The 15,084-nt window shown below is 53.5% G+C and carries 17 protein-coding genes and 1 other RNA gene; 4 read left to right on the forward strand and 14 right to left on the reverse strand.

What is annotated here, in order from left to right; translation table 11 throughout:
• Nucleotides 1-10: 10 nt before the first annotated feature.
• The 4 genes from accC to CPA50_RS00115 all read right to left on the reverse strand — a co-directional run bounded on the left by accC (nucleotide 11) and on the right by CPA50_RS00115 (nucleotide 4,186).
• Nucleotides 11-1,357: an acetyl-CoA carboxylase biotin carboxylase subunit gene (gene accC, locus CPA50_RS00100; protein ID WP_096780483.1), complete on the reverse strand. Its 1,347-nt coding sequence runs from the start codon at nucleotides 1,355-1,357 to the stop codon at nucleotides 11-13.
• 18 nt (nucleotides 1,358-1,375) lie between these two features.
• Nucleotides 1,376-1,837, reverse strand: a complete 462-nt coding sequence (gene accB / locus CPA50_RS00105; protein WP_096780484.1) for an acetyl-CoA carboxylase biotin carboxyl carrier protein — start codon at nucleotides 1,835-1,837, stop codon at nucleotides 1,376-1,378.
• A 27-nt stretch (nucleotides 1,838-1,864) separates the two neighbouring features.
• Nucleotides 1,865-2,305, reverse strand: coding sequence for a type II 3-dehydroquinate dehydratase (gene aroQ / locus CPA50_RS00110; RefSeq protein WP_096780485.1), 441 nt, complete (start codon nucleotides 2,303-2,305; stop codon nucleotides 1,865-1,867).
• Between the two features lie 267 nt (nucleotides 2,306-2,572).
• The gene (locus tag CPA50_RS00115; protein WP_096780486.1) at nucleotides 2,573-4,186 is read right to left on the reverse strand and encodes a diguanylate cyclase; all 1,614 of its coding nucleotides are present in this window, start codon (nucleotides 4,184-4,186) and stop codon (nucleotides 2,573-2,575) included.
• Nucleotides 4,187-4,410: 224 nt separating this feature from the next.
• On the opposite strand from CPA50_RS00115, the gene CPA50_RS00120 reads away from it, so the two are divergent.
• Nucleotides 4,411-5,463: a DUF2333 family protein gene (locus CPA50_RS00120; protein WP_096780487.1), complete on the forward strand. Its 1,053-nt coding sequence runs from the start codon at nucleotides 4,411-4,413 to the stop codon at nucleotides 5,461-5,463.
• Between the two features lie 70 nt (nucleotides 5,464-5,533).
• On the opposite strand, the gene ppa is transcribed toward CPA50_RS00120, so the two are convergent.
• From ppa to rpiA, 3 genes are all read right to left on the reverse strand, one after another.
• Nucleotides 5,534-6,061 (reverse strand): inorganic diphosphatase, encoded by a 528-nt coding sequence (gene ppa, locus CPA50_RS00125; RefSeq protein WP_096780488.1) that lies wholly within the window; start codon nucleotides 6,059-6,061, stop codon nucleotides 5,534-5,536.
• A gap of 156 nt (nucleotides 6,062-6,217) precedes the next feature.
• On the reverse strand, nucleotides 6,218-7,357 hold the full coding sequence (locus CPA50_RS00130) for an acyl-CoA dehydrogenase family protein (RefSeq protein ID WP_096780489.1): 1,140 nt from the start codon (nucleotides 7,355-7,357) through the stop codon (nucleotides 6,218-6,220).
• A gap of 156 nt (nucleotides 7,358-7,513) precedes the next feature.
• The gene (gene rpiA / locus CPA50_RS00135) at nucleotides 7,514-8,194 is read right to left on the reverse strand and encodes a ribose-5-phosphate isomerase RpiA (protein ID WP_096780490.1); all 681 of its coding nucleotides are present in this window, start codon (nucleotides 8,192-8,194) and stop codon (nucleotides 7,514-7,516) included.
• 135 nt (nucleotides 8,195-8,329) lie between these two features.
• Here rpiA and ilvA point away from each other — a divergent pair, with 135 nt between their 5' ends.
• Together ilvA and CPA50_RS19380 are read left to right on the forward strand one after the other, a co-directional pair.
• Nucleotides 8,330-9,865 (forward strand): threonine ammonia-lyase, biosynthetic, encoded by a 1,536-nt coding sequence (ilvA, locus tag CPA50_RS00140; protein ID WP_096780491.1) that lies wholly within the window; start codon nucleotides 8,330-8,332, stop codon nucleotides 9,863-9,865.
• A 211-nt stretch (nucleotides 9,866-10,076) separates the two neighbouring features.
• On the forward strand, nucleotides 10,077-10,247 hold the full coding sequence (locus CPA50_RS19380; RefSeq protein WP_179397120.1) for a hypothetical protein: 171 nt from the start codon (nucleotides 10,077-10,079) through the stop codon (nucleotides 10,245-10,247).
• Nucleotides 10,248-10,259: 12 nt separating this feature from the next.
• On the opposite strand, the gene CPA50_RS00145 is transcribed toward CPA50_RS19380, so the two are convergent.
• The 6 genes from CPA50_RS00145 to CPA50_RS00170 form a co-directional block, all read right to left on the reverse strand.
• Nucleotides 10,260-10,892, reverse strand: coding sequence for a 5-formyltetrahydrofolate cyclo-ligase (locus CPA50_RS00145; protein ID WP_096780492.1), 633 nt, complete (start codon nucleotides 10,890-10,892; stop codon nucleotides 10,260-10,262).
• A 4-nt stretch (nucleotides 10,893-10,896) separates the two neighbouring features.
• Nucleotides 10,897-11,076: non-coding RNA, 6S RNA (ssrS, locus tag CPA50_RS00150), on the reverse strand.
• Nucleotides 11,077-11,137: 61 nt separating this feature from the next.
• Nucleotides 11,138-11,434 carry a cell division protein ZapA gene (locus CPA50_RS00155; RefSeq protein ID WP_096780493.1) on the reverse strand — a complete coding sequence of 99 codons (297 nt, stop codon included), beginning with the start codon at nucleotides 11,432-11,434 and terminating at the stop codon, nucleotides 11,138-11,140.
• Entirely contained in the window at nucleotides 11,434-11,640 is a 207-nt protein-coding gene (locus CPA50_RS00160) for a TIGR02449 family protein (protein ID WP_096780494.1), read from the reverse strand. The genes CPA50_RS00155 and CPA50_RS00160 overlap by 1 nt, the downstream gene beginning before the upstream one ends.
• A 133-nt stretch (nucleotides 11,641-11,773) precedes the next feature.
• Nucleotides 11,774-13,048, reverse strand: a complete 1,275-nt coding sequence (locus CPA50_RS00165) for an ABC transporter permease (RefSeq protein WP_096780495.1) — start codon at nucleotides 13,046-13,048, stop codon at nucleotides 11,774-11,776.
• Entirely contained in the window at nucleotides 13,045-13,758 is a 714-nt protein-coding gene (locus CPA50_RS00170) for an ABC transporter ATP-binding protein (RefSeq protein WP_096780496.1), read from the reverse strand. Before CPA50_RS00170 ends, CPA50_RS00165 begins: the two co-directional genes overlap by 4 nt.
• Nucleotides 13,759-13,892: 134 nt before the next feature.
• Here CPA50_RS00170 and CPA50_RS00175 point away from each other — a divergent pair, with 134 nt between their 5' ends.
• On the forward strand, nucleotides 13,893-14,375 hold the full coding sequence (locus CPA50_RS00175; RefSeq protein ID WP_096780497.1) for a DUF3299 domain-containing protein: 483 nt from the start codon (nucleotides 13,893-13,895) through the stop codon (nucleotides 14,373-14,375).
• Between the two features lie 2 nt (nucleotides 14,376-14,377).
• On the opposite strand, the gene CPA50_RS00180 is transcribed toward CPA50_RS00175, so the two are convergent.
• On the reverse strand, nucleotides 14,378-14,959 hold the full coding sequence (locus CPA50_RS00180) for a ZrgA family zinc uptake protein (RefSeq protein ID WP_096780498.1): 582 nt from the start codon (nucleotides 14,957-14,959) through the stop codon (nucleotides 14,378-14,380).
• Nucleotides 14,960-15,084: the final 125 nt, after the last annotated feature.

Raw genomic sequence — 15,084 nt, forward strand, 5'->3', positions numbered from 1 at the left:
ATGCAGGATGTCAGTCCCGCATCAGTTTCTCAAGGTAGTGGATGGTGAAGTCTACCGTTTTAAAGCCTCCATCGCGCACCAGTTTCCTGTGCAGGGGCTGATTGGTTTTAATACCATCGACCAACAGTTCGTCCAGCGCGTTTTTCATTCGCCTGCGGGCTATTTGCCGGTCGTCGCCCCAAGTGATCAGTTTTGCAATCAGTGAGTCATAAAACGGAGGTACTGTGTAGCCACTGTACAGATGTGAATCAACCCGTACACCATTACCACCGGGAGCATGAAAATGCGTCACTTTCCCGGGGCTGGGTACAAATGTATCCGGGTCTTCCGCATTGATGCGACACTCGATAGCGTGGCCCGTGATACGAATATCTTCCTGCTTGTACTGAAGCGGGAGGCCGCTGGCGATACGCAGTTGCTCACTAACAATATCAACACCAGTCACCATTTCAGAGACAGGGTGTTCTACCTGAACGCGAGTGTTCATTTCAATGAAAAAGAACTCGCCGTCCTGATACAGGAATTCAAAGGTGCCCGCACCGACATAGCCGATTTCCTTGCACGCATCCACGCAGGCTTTGAGCGTGCGTTCACGGGATTCCGCGTTAATGTTCGGTGCCGGCGCTTCTTCTATTACTTTCTGGTTGCGTCGCTGCATGGAGCAGTCACGGTCACCCAAATGGATGCAGTTGCCGTGCATGTCGGCCAGAACCTGAACCTCTACGTGGCGCGGAGTTTCCAGAAATTTTTCCAGATAGACCGTAGGGTCGCCAAACGCATTTTTTGCTTCGGTCTGGGTAATCTGAACAGCCTTGAGCAATGCAGCTTCAGAGTGAACCACCTGCATCCCGCGACCACCGCCACCTGAGGCAGCTTTGATCATTACCGGGTAGCCGATTTTGCGGGCAACTTCCAGAGTGCGCCCGTCGTCATCGGTCAGCGGGCCGTCCGAGCCCGGAACAGTAGGCACTCCGGCGCGAATCATCGCATTAATGGCCGATACCTTGTTGCCCATCAGGCGAATGGTTTCTGCTCTGGGGCCGATGAAGCGGAACCCGCTTTTTTCGACCTGTTCGGCAAAATCGGCATTCTCGGCAAGAAAACCGTAGCCAGGGTGGATGCCTACGGAATCTGTTACTTCAGCGGCGCTGATGATTGCCGGAATATTGAGGTAACTTTCCAAAGGACTGTTTGGGCCGATACACACAGATTCATCGGCCAGGCGCACGTGCATCAGGTCGCGGTCAACCTGTGAGTGAACCGCTACGGTCTTGATACCGAGCTCCTTGCAGGCACGCAAGATCCGGAGGGCTATTTCACCCCGGTTTGCGATCAGAACTTTTTCTAACATGGCCATGAGTAGCTATCACCGGGTTCAGGAAATGATTAACAGCGGCTGGTCGAATTCTACGGGCTGACCGTTCTCAACCAGGATTTCAGTGACCGTACCGCTCTTGTCTGCCTCAATCTGGTTCATCATTTTCATAGCTTCTACAATGCAGACAACCTCGCCGGCTTTCACCTGCTGGCCGATTTCCGCGAAAGAATCCGCCGTGGGTGAGGGCGCCCGGTAGAAGGTTCCGACCATCGGGGAGCGCAGCGCATGCCCATTGTGAGCGGCTGGTTGTGCACTCTCTTCCTGAACGGGCCCCGGGGTTTCAGGGGCCGGAGCATAGTGGGGTTGCTGCGGAGCATAATGGCTGATGAGCTGGCCGCCAGAGGCCTGTTCACGGCGCCGGGAGATGCGAACAGAATCGTCTCCCTCGTGAATTTCAAGCTCTTCGACGTCGGACTCCTCGAGCAGTTCGATCAGTTTCTTGATTTTGCGAATATCCATAGTCAATCCAGTCCCGTTTTGTCAGGTCTATCGGTGAGTTCGTTGCATGGCGGCCTGGAGCGCGAGTTCGTACCCCTGGCTGCCCAATCCGCAGATAACGCCTTCGGCGATATCAGAAAAATAAGAGTGATGGCGAAAAGCTTCCCGCGCATGCACGTTTGAAAGATGTACTTCTATAAACGGAATCCCTGAGGCCAGTATGGCATCCCGTAAGGCAACGCTGGTGTGAGTAAAAGCGGCAGGATTGATAATGATAAAATCCACACCTTCTGTCCGGGCTTCGTGAACCCGGTCAATAAGTTCGTACTCGGCGTTCGACTGCAGGTGCAGCAGGTGGTGGCCATTGTCTGCTGCTTTCTTTCGCAACCGATCGTCAATGTCCGCGAGTGTCTCGTGGCCATAAACCTCTGGCTCGCGGGTTCCGAGCATGTTCAGGTTTGGGCCATGGAGCACGAGAATTGTTGACATGGATGCGTCAGCCTTTGTGTCTTATTAAACAGGATCGCCGAATATAACGGCATTTTCCACCAATAGTGTGTGCTTTGTTTCTTTAGATCAACACTTTTTGACAATGTAGACGGTTGTCCGCCGGTTGTCACAGCAGGGCAGGCAAAGCTGAAACAGGATCCCTTTAATGATGGTAATCATTGTCGTGAACGGCGGAGGGGACTTCTATACGACGATGGTTTCATACGGGCCGCTTGCTGGAGCTGGCCCGGCCTGCTATCTGTCCTTTCAGCTATCGGCAAGCATGACGCAGTTGCGCCCATGTTTCTTGGATGCATAAAGCGCCCGGTCAGCGCGCTCACGCAAGGTTTGGGACGACTCGTCGTCCCAGGCCGCCACACCGCAGCTGAAGGTGACATTGAACTCCCTGTCGCCTGCAGGCTGCTTCAGCTCAGAGAAGCGCTCACGAATTTCGTTGAGAACATTGCGGGCATCACTTGGGCGGGTGTCAGGCAGGATGATGGCGAATTCTTCACCACCGTAGCGGCCGACATGGTCGGTTTTACGCAAACGCTGCTTGAGAAACATCGAAAGGCTCCGGAGAACCCGGTCGCCTATGGGGTGACCGAAGGTGTCGTTTACCTTCTTGAAGTAATCAATATCAATCATCGCAAAGCACAAAGACTGGTTCTTCTGCCGCGCACGGACAATTTCCTGATCCAGCAGGTACAGCGTATGGGTGTGGTTGTATAGCCCTGTGAGGCTGTCACGGATCATGAGCGCGAGCAGAGAGCGCGCGCGCCGGCCCCGGTTGTGGAGGGTTGAAATCAGGTGTTTGGGATCAATCGGCTTGGTCAGAAAGTCATCGCCGCCAAGACTCATGGCATGCAACTGCTTGGTGACATCGTCCTCGGCTGAGAGGTAAATGATGGGCACGCTGTGGAACTTGTCCTGCTGGCGGATTACCCGGGCAATCTCCATGCCGGTACACCCTGGCATATACATATCGAGAACGATAATCTCCGGAGAGAAGGTATCGAGAGCATTAATGATATCCATGGGGTCGGTAATGATATGTGCGGTCATACCCGCGCGCTTCAGAACCGTTTCCATGAATTTAGCCTGTGCTCTGGAATCGTCCAGAACCAGTACCCGATAGGGCTCAACAGTATTGCCGTGAGTATAGGTTTCGATCTTTTCGATCAGTTGGCCTGGATCGACTGCCGGGTAAAAAAACTCTTCGCCGCCGCAGCGGGAGGCGCGCAGACGGGTCTCGATAGTTCCGTCTTCATCGCTTATAAAAATAATGGGAATGGGGGTGTCGTGCCGTTCCTGCAAGTGTTCAATAGTGGCGATGCCGGCATTTGGACTGCCGCCAAAATTCACATCCACCAGTATGGTTTCCGGCTTGTGAAGAGCGCAGGCCTCGGTCAGCTCTTCTGCAGAATCATAGGCTGAAGCGCGGAAGCCGAAAAATTCAAGCTGGCGAATCAGTCTGGATGCCATCTCTCCGCTTGCCAGTGCGATGTAAACCGGTGTGCGCCGGAATTGGTGGGGGGCTTCTGTATTGCTTTGATCGGTGCGCCTGAGGGTGCTGCGGGCAAGCGCGTCAATGGCATCCTGAAGTTGCCGCTCGGTGGATTCATCCAGAGGTTTGTCTGTCGGCCAGTGCTGGACAATCGCAAGAATATTGCTGCCAGCTTCAGCATGACCTGCCATCTCGAAACGCTGTGCATAACGCACCAGCTTGTCAGCGGCAGAGAGCAACTCTTCGCGATGGGTTGTAAATGAACCGTTGTTGGTATGGATTTTTTGCCAGGTGTCCAGGACAACTCGAGCTTGGGTGGTTACGCGGCGTGCAAAGTGCTGCCTGAGTTTTTCTTTCTGGCTTGCGTCGCTCATTATGCTCCGGCCTTTCTCTTTTCGTTATGGGCCGTCCTTTGCGGTGTGGACGATTTTGCCAACCTTAGTATGTTTCGGAAGTCTATATTGTTTAGAGTTGTCGGAGTAAGTTGCACTGTGTAACGGTTTGTCAATTATGCGGTGTGTATATAGAGGGCACCATGGGTTACGATCTGTACAGACTATTTGCTCAGCGAATTAACAAACAAGGGGCTTAACGTAATATGCCAGGCAAAATCAGACAGTATTTCAGGGACAAAAAGGACGATGCTCAGGATTATGCTGGCAACAGGGGCGTAATCGGCAAGTTTGTAGTGGTTGTTCTGCTGGTATACCTGCTGGTGGCAGTGGTGGTGGGGATGTACTGGAGCAGTGAACCAGAGCCTTTCTCTGTGCGGGAACATACCCGGGCGGTTGCCAATGAGATGCAGAGGGAGCCTATAACCGGCTTTGCCACGACGGTAACCATGATCCGTATAGCTGAAACCCTTCTGGACAAGCCGGGCGGCTATATTACCAATGATATTTTCCCGCCTGGCCTGTGGCTGGATAACATGCCCAACTGGGAATACGGAGTGCTGGTGCAATTGCGTGACCTGTCCCGCGCCATGCGTAAAGATATCAGCCGCTCCCAAAGCCAGTCCGCAGAAGACCCGGACCTGATTATTGCCGAGCCACAATTTCACTTTGACAGCTCCAGTTGGGCTATTCCCTCGACGGAAGCTGAGTACCGCAGAGGTATTACGGCGTTGAAGCGTTACCTTAATCGCCTTTCCAGTCCGGAACAGGCGAATGCCCAGTTTTTTGCCAGAGCCGATAACCTGGAAAACTGGCTGGGTGATCTGGAAACCCGTCTGGGCAGTCTGTCGCGTACTCTGGGAGAGAGCGTCGGCAAAGCGTCTGTGTCAGAGGCGGTGGCCAATGTTGACGCAGACAATCCGCTGAATGAGGAAAGCAGCGGGGGTGATATAAAAACTGACTGGACGAAGATTGATGATGTGTTCTACGAAGCCCGTGGCAGTTCCTGGGCGCTGTTGCATATCTTCCGGGCGATTGAAGTGGATTTCCGTAAAGTGCTTCAGGATAAAAATGCCATCTCCAGCGTTAAGCAGGTAATCATTGAGCTTGAAGGTGCTCAGGGTGAGATGTGGAGCCCGGTTATTCTGAACGGCAGCGGATTTGGTGTTCTGGCGAACCATTCACTGACGATGGCGGCCTATCTTTCCCGTGCTAACGCGGCGATCAGTGATATGCGGGATCTGTTGTCCCGGGGATGAGGGCGTTCGTTCAGGCATAAAAAAACCGGGCTGCGATGGCCCGGTTTTTTTATGCGCCTGTATAAGCCGATCAGCCTTTGTAGGCGTTGATCGACTCGACAATGGCTTTCTTGGCAGCGGCTGCGTTATCCCAGCCCTGAACCTTGACCCATTTTCCTGGCTCAAGTGTTTTATAGTTTTCAAAGAAGTGTCGGATCTGATCGCGCAGCAATGAGGGCAGATCGTCGATGTCCTTTACGTCCTGGTAGGCGTTGGTCAGCTTGTCATGGGGTACGGCTACCAGCTTGGCGTCGCCGCCAGCTTCGTCTTCCATGTTCAGGACGCCGACAGGGCGGCAGCGGATCACGGAGCCGGCCTGAATCGGGTATGGGGTAACAACCAGAACGTCCAGAGGGTCGCCGTCATCAGCCAATGTGTGAGGAATGAACCCGTAGTTGGCCGGATAGAACATGGGAGTTGCCATAAAACGGTCAACCAGAAGAGCACCCATATCCTTGTCCAGCTCGTACTTTACCGGAGAGCTGTTGGCCGGAATTTCGATGGCAACGTAGATATCTTCAGGCGGGTTTTTGCCTGCGGGGATGTTGTCGAATTGCATGTGCGATCCTTTTGGTATTGAGATAGGTTTAACGGCGGTTAAAAATTGGTCGCAATTATACGGGACATTGGTGTGGATCGAAACTAAACGTTGGTCTGTACTTCCAGGCAACAGGTTGCTCCGGTAACGGGGGGTTGCCTGCCGAGGGCCCGGTAGTTAAAGCTTTATTTGCTTGGCAATCAGCTCTTTCATGATCTCCGTAGTGCCACCGCCAATAGAAAGAATTTTTGCATCCCGATACAGGCGCTCAACCACCGATTCCCGCATATAGCCCATGCCACCAAAGAGTTGGACGGCCTCGCGGGTTACCTTTTCGCACACTTCTACTGAAAAGTTTTTGGCCATGGCCACCTGTTTGATGGGGTTTTTGCCAGCTTGGATCAGAGCTGCGCAGCGATAGGTATATTCCCGGGCAATGTCGATCTGGGTAGCCATATCAACCAGTTTATGGCGAGTTACCTGAAAGCCGGCGATGTTGCGCCCGAATGCTTTGCGCTGGCTGGCATATTCCATTGCCGCCTCATAGGCCATCTGGGCGGTCATGTAAGCCATGATTGCGAGCATCAGGCGCTCAGAGAGGAAGTTGCTCATGATCGCTATAAAACCGGAGTTCTCTGCACCGATCAGGCGGTCAGCGGGCACCCTGCAGTCTTCGAAGAAAAGCTCCGCTGTATCGCTGGCCCACCAGCCCATTTTCCGTAGCCTGGTGCTGTTGGAAAAACCGGGCATGTCGCGGTCAATCAATAGCAGGCTGATACCGCCGTGGCCGTCACCACCTGTGCGGACAGCAACTGTGTAGTGATCTGCACGGGTACCACTGGTGATGAAAGTTTTGCTGCCATTCACAATGTAATGGTCGCCATCCTTCACTGCGCGGGTTTTCAGACTGGCTACGTCGGAGCCGCCCCCAGGTTCTGTAATTGCCAGTGCTGATATCTTTTTACCGCTAAGCACTGCAGGCACGATCTGTTCGCGGACCTCCTTTTTGGCCCATTTGGCAACGGGAGGCAGGCCGATATCGAGGGAGCCCAGGCTGGCAACAAAACCGCCGGAGGTGGAGCGCATCAACTCTTCGGAAACGGCGACTTTCAGGAATACGTCGCCTTCACCCACGCCCCCAAGTTCCTCAGGAAAACCGACGGCGAGCAGGCCAGCATCGCCCGCTATATCGAAGATTTCACGAGGAAACTCGCCTGCTTCTTCCCATTCGTCAATATGAGGCCTTACATGTGTAGTGATGAATTTGCGCGCACTCCGGCGTACTTGTTCATGGGTATCGTTGAAGTAGTCGGACACGGCAAAAGCCTCTGTTCAGAAATGATATGGAGCAGTGTCGCGCAATTTCAGATGCCAAGCAAGCGCTTGGTTTTTGTCTTCGGGGGTATAAAAAAACCGGCATGAGGAGCCGGCTTTCTTTTTGGTTTCGGGCCAGGGGTTGTGTCCCCGCCGGAATCAGATGCCTTTTCGAGGAATACTTTCTACTCCGTTGGCGGTACCGAGCAGCAGCAGATCTGCCGGGCGTATGGCGAAAAGCCCATTGGTGACGATGCCCACAATATTGTTCAGCTTCTCTTCAATCTGGATAGGGCGGGAAATGTCCATGTTGTGTATGTCCAGAATGATGTTGCCGTTATCGGTTGTGAATCCGTCCCGGTACACGGGGTCTCCGCCCAGTTTGACGATTTCACGGCCAACGTGACTGCGTGCCATGGGGATTACTTCCACCGGCAGAGGAAAGCCGCCCAGCAGGTTCACTTTCTTTGATTCGTCGGCAATGCAGATAAAGGTCCTGGCGACCGCTGCAACTATTTTTTCCCGGGTCAGTGCGCCACCCCCACCTTTGATCAGTTCAAGGCGTTCGTTGGTTTCGTCAGCTCCATCTACATAGAACTCCAGCGCACCGGCACTGTTCAGGTCATAGACGGGAATGCCGTGGCTTTTTAGGCGCTCTGCTGTTGCTTCCGAGCTGGCTACAGCTCCATCGAACTCGGTTTTCAGATCCGCGAGCATGTCGATGAAAAAGTTGGCAGTACTTCCTGTACCAACGCCAATAATGCTGTCGCGTTCAAGACGCGGTGCTATGTAGTCCACTGCGGCTTTGGCAACGGCTTTTTTCAGTTCGTCCTGGGTCATCGGGCGCTCCGGGTGCAAATCGTGTGAGTTCGGCTTCATTATAGCGCCTAAGGTAGGTCTGCTTATAGACGGCTGATGTGCAAACTTTCTACACTGTACGTTTTCCTCTACCATTCACCAGCAATCGGAACCAGCATGCCGCAACGCTACATCAAGAAAATTCTCGATGCGCGCGTCTATGACGTGGCCATCGAAACACCCCTCACTGAAGCCCGCAGCCTGTCCAAACGCTTTGGCAACAATATTATGCTCAAGCGGGAAGACCTTCAGCCGGTGTTTTCCTTCAAGATTCGTGGTGCGTACAACCGAATTGCCCAGTTGTCAGAGGAGCAGAAAGCCAAGGGAGTGATTTGCGCATCTGCCGGCAACCACGCTCAGGGTGTAGCACTTGCTGCCAAAAAGCTTGGTATCAAGGCCATCATTGTGATGCCGCAGACTACGCCGGAAATCAAAGTACGCTCAGTGCGGGATCATGGCGCGAAGGTGGTGCTCAGGGGGGATGCCTTTGATGAGGCGGCAGCCCATGCCCATGAGTTGATCGAGAAGCACGGTTATACCTACATCCCGCCCTATGATGATCCGGATGTTATTGCCGGGCAGGGTACCGTTGCGATGGAAATGATGTGGCAGTTCACCAAGCCAATCCATGCAGTGTTTATCTGTGTGGGCGGTGGTGGGCTGATTGCAGGCATGGCAGCGTACATCAAGTATCTGCGCCCCGAAATCAAGATCATTGGTGTTGAGCCGGAAGATTCGAACTGCCTGCAGGCTGCCATGAAAGCGGGCAAACGCGTGATTCTGGATGAGGTGGGTATCTTCGCCGATGGCGTAGCTGTAAAACAGATCGGCGAGTATCCCTGGGAGATATGCAAGGATCACGTGGATGAGGTGATCACCGTTTCCACCGACGAGATCTGCGCGGCGATCAAGGATATTTTTGAAGATACGCGTTCCATATCCGAACCCGCCGGCGCGCTGGGTGTGGCCGGGATCAAGAAGTATATTGAGCGGGAATCGATCGAGAATGAAAATCTGATCGCCACCCTCAGCGGCGCCAATATGAACTTTGATCGCCTGCGATATATTTCCGAGCGTACGGAAATCGGTGAGAAGCGTGAAGCTATCCTTGCAGTTACCATTCCCGAGAAGCCGGGTGCTTTCAAAACCTTCATCAATGCTCTGCACAAGCGCAGTATTACTGAGTTCAATTATCGATATTCAGATGCGAGCCAGGCCACAATTTTTGTGGGTATTCAAATCCAGGCTGGCGGTTTGGGAAGGGACGAGCTGGTTCAGGATCTTCGTGAAAATGGTTACTCGGTTGTTGACCTTACTGACAGCGATATGGCCAAACAGCATATTCGCTACATGGTCGGTGGTCATGCGCCCACGATTACCAACGAGAAAGTCTTCCAGTTCGAGTTTCCCGAACGCCCGGGTGCTCTGCTGAAGTTTCTTATGTCTTTGGGGACTCGCTGGAATATCTCCATGTTCCACTACCGCAATCATGGTGCTGCATACAGCCGTGTTCTGCTGGGCGCACAGGTGGAAAACGATGAAGTAACAGATTTTGAAGCAATGCTGAAAAAAGTGGGTTTCCGTTATGAAAACATGACGGACAACGAGGCCTACCAGTTATTCCTGGGAGCAGGTAACGGGAAAGCGTCCTAGCCAGAAAGCAGGCAGCCCGGCTATTCCTGCCCGGGCTGCTTTTTATCCGCAATGCGTTCCGGTATTCCTCTTTTTTTATCTTACTGAACTTTAATCTGTGAAAAATTGTAAAATTCAGGATGCGTGTTAGTCTTTCGTCTAATTCTTGAAAACAAGAATAGCTAACTGATTTTCCGCAGATTTAATCTTATTTGGAACAGGGATACGCGTCATGGGTGGTAAGCCTGATATTATCCGGGCCATTGTGCTGATTTTTGCTGTCGGCCTTGTAATTACCGGATTTACCTCGCTTCAGGCCTCGGAAGATGGTTCCTCGTCCTCCACGAAAAGTTTTGTTTCAAGCTATTCCGAATACATGGCCAAAGCGCCGTTAAATCGGTAACAGCGACCCTCACTATTTAACTCGATATACCTGTTTGTCTGTCACCACGCTGTGAAGTGGTACATCCCAGGACTCAACCGGCAGTTTTTCTACCTTCTGGAACTCGTGGGCAATGCCTATTAGCTTTGGCGCTGGCCGTGTCCCCTGCCTGCTGAATGCGAAGGTTCTATCGTAAAATCCTCCCCCCATCCCCAGTCGTCCACCATTTTCGTCAAAGCCCACCAGTGGAAACAACACTGCATCCAGCGCCCAGGCGGGTCGCCTGAGCCCTTTACTGAACGAAGGTTCGGGAATGCCAAATCGATTGGCAGTTAGTTCGACGCCATCGTAGTACGGGCTGAACACCAGCTTTCCCGGGTGAATAGGGTGCAGTACCGGCAGGTAGAAGTTGACGCCCTTGCGGAGGGCCGGGGCCATATACAGATGTGGATCGATCTCGCCGTCGTTGGGAAGATAAATGGCTATGTGCCTGGCTCTGTGTAAATCCGGATTCTTTATCAGATTAAGCGCAAGGGAAGCAGCGGCCTGTTCCTGCTCACGGGGCGACAACATACGTCTGCGCTGACGCAGCTGTTTACGTAGTTCGTTGCGGGATAAAGAAAGTAAATCGGATTCAGAGGGGTGTGAGTCGATTCGTTGGCTCAAAATGAAACTTCCCGGACTGCCGTTATCAGATGTGGCCCTTGAACCCAAAGTTCAAGGTCGGTGGCCGCTGTGGCATATTAGGCTTTCCCCTGACGGGGACATGCTCACAATGCCCTGAAGTGGCCACCTGGGTAGTGCGCATCGGCTCGAGGACGAATCCGACCAGCGAACAGCCCAGGAAGTGAAATCATTATAGGGTCAGACCCGGGGCTGATTGCAACACCTATCGGGGAATCTTCGCAGAATCAGTGGTTGGAGGACTCTCCGAGAGCGTTTTCCAGCTTGCTGTCCATGGCTTTCAGCAGGGTGCTGGTGGCATCAGACATGGTGTCTCGCTCAAGCAGTTCGTGGGTCATGTTCAGGGCCGCCATCACCGCGATGCGTTCGGTTCCGAATACTTTGCCGCTGGTGCGTATTTCGCGCATTTTACTGTCCAGGTGCCTGGCCGCACGAATGAGGGCTTCCTGTTCCTCCGGGGGGCAGGCAACCAGATATTCCTTGTCGAGAATCTTGACCTCAACGGTGGTGGATTGCTTAGACATCAATGATGCTCCAGCGCCCGAAGGCGGCCGATCATGGCTTCGATCTTGTTTTTGGCAAGATCATTTTTGTGCATAAGCTGGGACCGTTCCCGGTTCCAGTCGTCCTGCAACTGCCTCAGGGTGGCATTGTTCTGTTCCAGTTTCTGGCAGTGTTCGATCAGCTTGTCCAGCTTGTCCGCTAATGCTTGTACTTCGGACTGTTCCATGACGTGCCCAGCATAGGTTGAAGGTATTGCGCCTAACTATAAGTGCGCGCGCCATAACGGTCAATTTACATGGTTGTCATGAGAGCTACTCTCTGGCGTTCTTGGCTGTTTTCGTTCTCCAGCGAGAATTGCATCACGATTCGCCGGGGCTTCCAAATCCTTGTGAACGGCTCTGGCGCCAGGCACTGAATGCGGGGACCAGCGCTACTGCCACGGCGGCCAGAGGCACGGACGCCAGGAGAGCCCACTCCTCAAGGTTCAGTGGGCGGAGCTGAACCTGAAGCCCGTAATTTGTGAGTAACCAGGGGCCCAGCATTGAAACCGTGAATGCACTCAACGCCAGTGAAATCACGCAGGCCACTACCGCGAGCGCCAGGCACTCGATGATATAGAGGCTTGCTATCAGTCCGGGAGAGGCACCTGTAGCGCGCAGGATCGCTATTTCATGGGCGCGCTGGGTCTGCAGTGTGAGTAGGACTGCAATCAACCCGATCAGGCTGGTAATTACCACGAATCCGGTTATACCCAACAGTGCCCGTTCAAACTGACTCATCAGGCGCCAGAGTTCGCTCAGGGCGACGCCCGGCAGAATGGCGGAGAGTGGCTCACCTGTGTATTGGTTAAGATCGCGCTGCACGCGGAATGTGAGGATCTTGCGATCCAGGCCGGCGAAGACGGCGGTGATGGCGTCTGGTGTGAAATCCCGGCCCTCAGCTTGTGCTGGCGTGAGTGTACGGCCAGGAATGGCAACGCCAGACTCCCAGCCTACGTGTATAGCTTCCATTCCCTGGAGGCTGATGTATACCGCCTGGTCTACTGGCGTGCCCGTGGCCTCAAGAATGCCAGTCACCGTAAACGGAGTATTCGTGTGGTTGGAGAAGCTGGTACGGCCGCCGCCATGGGAAAGTATGATTTTGTCATCGAGGACGTGGTTCAGCTTTTTGGCTACACCCGCCCCCAAAACCACATCGAACACTCCGTCAAACCACTGGCCGCTAGCCAGAGCCAGAGGCTGCCCCCGGCCAAACCGGAAGTGCCTGCCAAACCCTTCGTCTGTGCCGACAACCCGAAACCCTTTGTAGCTATCACCCAGAGAAATGGGGATCAGCCAGTCAATGCGAGAGTCTTGTTTTAGTTCCTGGAACGTAGACCACCGGATGTTGTTTGTTGCATCGCCAATATGAAACACCGTATACAGCAATAGATTTATCTGGCCGCTGCGGGCACCGATGATCAGGTCTGTATCACTGATGGTACTGGTAAAGGACTGTTTTACTTCTGTGCGCAGATACTGGATGCCGAGCAGCAAAGTGACGCTTAAAGTAAGCGTGAGGCACACCAGTGCCAATACCTTGCGCCGGTGCCAGAGGCTTGCGGTTGCCAGTGAGATTGCCAGACGGATTTTCATGCCGGCACCTCCCCGAGTTGAATCTGATGGTGAAATCTCTGGGCGAGAGAGCGGTCATGGCTGACGAACAGAACGGAGGTGCTGGACTCTTCCGCCAACTTCAGCAAAAGGTCGATGAAGCGATCGCGGTTGTTGCTGTCCAGTGCAGAGGTTGGCTCGTCTGCCAGAATAATTTCCGGGGCACCGATCAGCGCCCGCGCAGCGGCAATCCGTTGCTGCTGGCCAATACTGAGCTGGGTCACTTTCTTTTGCCAGTGGCTTTCAGGAATGTTGAGTGCGGTCAGCAGCGTCTGAGCTGCACCTGAAGCCTCGCCCGATGAGGTCTTGCGTATTTTTGAGAGTCTGCAGGGCAGGGTCACGTTGGCCTGGGCCGTAAGGTAGGGCACAAGGTTGAATTGCTGGAAGATCACGCCAATATGATCAGCCCGGAAACGATCACGTTTGCCCGAACCCAGTTTCTGGATGCTTGTTCCCAGCAGGTTGATGGTGCCGGTTGCTGGCGGAAGCATGCCCGCCAGAAGGCTCAGGAAAGTGCTCTTTCCGGTACCGCTTGGGCCGTGAAGGAAAAGGTGCTCGCCTCGTGGCAGGAGTAAATCCGGGAATGTGAGTGCCGGCTGATGTTTGTCCCAGCGGAATGTGAGGTCTTTGACCTCAATGGCCGCGGTTCCATCTGCAGGTCTTTGTGTACTGGATTCTGACTGGCTATTCATGTTGATCCTTACCCGCCCCGTGTATTATGTCTGGCATAGATTCGCCGGCGTTTACTTCGCTGTCAGTTTTTCGGAGAGTTATATTGATGATCCAGTCCTTACATTGCCCTGCCAGGCTACTCCTTCCGGTTCTGATGATTGCTCTGCTGGGCGCAGCTGTTCCGGCATATTCAGAAACGAAGCAGGAGTTGCGGGAAATTGACTGGCTCGATCTGATGCCTGCTGAAGATCTGGCCTTGCTTGAAAATATGCCAGAACTTGAGCACGAGGGCGATGGCCCGACTTTGCTGCCGGACGAAATAATGACCGGCAGGGTTGTTCCGGAGATGGCTAGCGTTCAAGGCCGCATCCCCGGTTTTGTGGTGCCGCTCAAGACAACCAGGGATATGCGCATTCTGGAGTTTTTCCTGGTGCCATATTACGGAGCCTGCATCCATGTGCCGCCGCCGCCGCCCAACCAGATTATTCATATGAAATACAAAGAGGGGTTCAAGCTCGATGCCCTGTACGATCCGGTCTGGGTTACAGGTACACTTGTTATTGACCGGACGGAAACAGACATAGGTACGTCCTCATACTCAATGGTGGTAGAAGCTGTTGAACCCTACGAGGAATAGTTTCAGCGACCGGTATTGAATGAGCTCTCTCCATGCCCCAGGCGGGTGGCTCCTTGTCCATCCGGGCCGGCCCAGGCTATATCGAGATCTTCGATGCCAGGAAACCGGGTGATGAGTGGCGTCGTCAGAGAGGCAGGCTCATCAAGTCCGGGGCAGTTCAAAGTCTGGATTACTGTGATATCTGCGTGCTGAGCGCCGTGGTTGTGGTCTGATTCGTCATGCTCGTCGTGGTCGTCATGCTCGTGCTGATCGTGCCCGCCTGCAATTTCATGCTGAACCTCTGTGGCTTTCACTATGCAGGTGGATTCGGGTGTGTTTATCAGGGGGGTTTCGCTTAGCCACATGGTCGTGCTTTCTATAACCTGGTGTTGCTCCGGTGTGCGCGGCTCATGCTCGAATCCAAGTATATTTGCAGCCGGCGACAGGAACAGTATTTCGACCTGGCTACCGGTGAACGCAAGTTGCATTTCTGCGTGTCCGTGCTGATGGGAAGCCGGGTTATCTGCAGCCATGGTGTTCGCGCTGACGATGGCGGTAAGAAGTGTCGATACGATTGGTAATGTCAGGAGCTTTTTGGGGTGCATCACTCTGTCCTCTGATCGAAAATGATATGTTATAACATGTTCCTCTCTCAATTCGCGAAAATCAACCTGCGAGTGCCTTGATGGCACCTGAATGTTAGGATAGTTCCCTAACCCTATAACACAGG

This window comes from Marinobacter sp. ANT_B65 (genome assembly GCF_002407605.1).
Classification (GTDB): Bacteria; Pseudomonadota; Gammaproteobacteria; order Pseudomonadales; family Oleiphilaceae; genus Marinobacter.